This is a genomic window from Actinomadura sp. KC345 (genome assembly GCF_004348515.1).
Classification (GTDB): Bacteria; Actinomycetota; Actinomycetes; order Streptosporangiales; family Streptosporangiaceae; genus Spirillospora.
Window position 1 is genome coordinate 1 of record NZ_SMKH01000518.1, and the last position, 2,525, is coordinate 2,525.

The following is a 2,525-nucleotide window of genomic DNA, read 5'->3' on the forward strand; positions in this document are numbered from 1 at the left end:
AGCAGGCGGGGCGCGTCGGGGAGGGGCGAGCGCGGCCTCGGGATGGGAGCCACGGGCGTGTCGGGTCCGGTGATGCGGCGGACGTCGATGGCGCCGGGGTCGGGACGGTCGGCCAGCGGCACCTGGGACGCCCCGTAGTGCCCGCCGCGCGCCCAGTCCTTGCGGCCGCGGTGCGCGTGGTACGACTGCGGCGACGGCAGCGGCGGTCCGGCGGGCCAGCGGCGCGGGACGCCCCACGCCTCGAGCCAGGCGACGATCGCTTCGAGGCCGGTGAGCGGCGCTCCGGTGAACGGCACCCGGGACTGGGCGATCACCATGATCTGCACGCAGAGGCGCCCCTCGCGGCCGACGCGCCCGCCGAGCAGCCGGGCGGCGCGGGTGGCCGGCAGGAGCTGGACGACGTCGCCGGTGCCGGGATGCCAGACCAGGTGCGGCGGCCGGTCCTCCTTGATGAGGTCGGCGGCCGCCGACCGGGCGGAAACGGCCCGCGGGTCGTGCTCGCCGGCGCACCAGACGACCCGGGGAGCACCCCCTCGCAGGGCTCCGCCGTCCTGTCGCGCCGGCATGCGGCCGGCTCCCGGCAGCCATGCGTCTGCCACGGTGTGTCCCCCCCAATCGGGCGGTCTAGTCCCGAATGGTCTAGTCCTACTCTCATAGCCCAGCGGGACCCAGAAAGTCCAGCCTGCCGTCATGGGCCGGGTATGACGGCTTTCGACCTCTGCGCCGGGTAGATACAACGGTGCTCGGGTGTCGTCGCAGATGCGTACCCCAGCGTTCCGCCGAATCCACCTGGCGTTCTCCACTTCTCTGAGACTCTCACCGAACCGGCTACGTCCGGCAGTGTCGCCCGAGTCACGTTTCCGCATGTCAGTGCAATGCTGGACGCCAGGTGAAACAATGCTGCAAGTCGGCCGGATGTGGCCGATCGGTTACCGGGCGCGCCGGCCCGCCGGTGGCCGGTACGGGGGTGGGGTTCACCACCCCGACCGAGCGGCGTTCTAGACTGACGCGCCATGACCGTTGACGCAGAGCTTCCGTCCGGGGTCCCCGGCATCGACGTCCCCCGCCTGGCGGAGTGGCTGGCCCGTGAGCTGCCCGGATCGGGACGCATCGGCGCCATCGACCTGATCGCGGGCGGCCGTTCCAACCTCACCTACGGCATCACGCTCGACGGCGGCCGCCGCATCGTCTTGCGCAGGCCGCCGCTCGGGCACGTGCTGCCCACGGCCCACGACATGGGCCGCGAGTACCGGGTCCTGACCGCGCTCGGCGACGGGACGGCGGTCCCCGTGCCGAGGACGCTGGCGTTCTGCGACGACGAGGACGTCATCGGCGCGCGCTTCTACCTCATGGACTACGTCGAGGGACGTGTCCTGCGCACCCGCGAGGACGCCGAGGAGATCACCCCCGGCCAGGCGCGCGGCCTCAGCGAGGCGCTGGCCGGCGCGCTCGCCGCGATCCACACCGTCGACGTGAAGGCCGTCGGGCTGGAGGACTTCGGGCGGCCGAGCGGCTACATGGAGCGGCAGCTCAAGCGGTGGGGCAAGCAGTGGGACGGCTCCCAGGAGGCCATCCGCGCCACCGGGACCACCCGCGACCTGCCCGAATACGACCGGCTCGTCGCCAGGCTCGCCGAGCGCATGCCGGCCGACGCCCCGGCCCGCCTCGTCCACGGCGACTTCCGGCTCGACAACGCGCTCGCCAGGCTGGAGCCGGGCCCCGAGATCGCCGCGGTCGTCGACTGGGAGATGTCGACGCTCGGGGACCCGCTGTCCGACCTGGGGCTGACGCTCGTGTACTGGGCCGAGGCCGACGACGCCGAACACCTCCCCGTCGGCGCCACGATCACCTCCGCGCCCGGCTTCTTCACCCGCCGCGAGTTCACCGACCGGTACGCGGCGCTGACCGGCTTCGACCTGGCCGACCTCGACTTCTACGTCGCGTTCGCGTGCTTCAAGCTCGCCGTCATCCTGGAGGGCATCCACGCCCGCTACCTGCAGAACGCGACCGTGGGCGAGGGCTTCGAGCAGATCGGCGGCGGTGTCCCGGTCCTGCTGGAGCGCGCCCACCGCACCCTGGACACGGGCACCATCTGATCCGGCGCGGCGCGCAGCCGGGACGCGACACGCGTCGTCCCGGCTTCAGCTCGGCGGGGCGTTCCGGTGGGGCGTTCAGCAGTACGAGACGCGGGCTGAGCCACCGGGTGAGAACGAGACCGAACCGGACTGGTCGCTCCAGCAGAAGCCGTTGGTGCGACGCACGGACACGCTGGTGGACTGCCCCGCCGACAACCGGCCGCCGCCACCCGCGCTCAGCGCGCCGGACGTGCCGGTCACCCGCCAGCTCACCGGCCCTCCGACGGCGGTGATGCGGACGCTGCACGACTCGTCCCTGCCCATCCCGCAGCCGTCCACCGCCAGCCGGCCGGGCCTCGGGGGCTCGGGCTCGTCGGTCTGCAGCGGAGGCTGCGAGGAGCGGGGCGCCGTCGGTGGCGTCCTCGACGGCGTCCTGGACGGAGAGGGCGT

At 73.3% G+C, this 2,525-nt stretch carries 3 protein-coding genes; 2 read left to right on the top strand and 1 reads right to left on the bottom strand.

The window, feature by feature from the left end; translation table 11 throughout:
- Positions 1-566 (bottom strand): hypothetical protein (locus E1281_RS39080; protein ID WP_207943784.1); only part of this gene is annotated, 566 nt, incomplete at its 3' end.
- 447 nt (positions 567-1,013) lie between these two features.
- Here E1281_RS39080 and E1281_RS39085 point away from each other — a divergent pair.
- A complete protein-coding gene (locus tag E1281_RS39085; RefSeq protein WP_131884727.1) occupies positions 1,014-2,096 on the top strand; it encodes a phosphotransferase family protein in 1,083 nt (360 codons plus the stop codon).
- Between the two features lie 154 nt (positions 2,097-2,250).
- A partial coding sequence (locus tag E1281_RS39090; protein WP_207943785.1) for a hypothetical protein occupies positions 2,251-2,525 on the top strand: 275 nt, incomplete at its 3' end.

Excerpts from the sequence above, each read along its gene's own strand:
- E1281_RS39085 (WP_131884727.1), top strand. The coding sequence starts at position 1,014 with ATGACCGTTGACGCAGAGCTTCCGTCCGGGGTCCCCGGCATCGACGTC.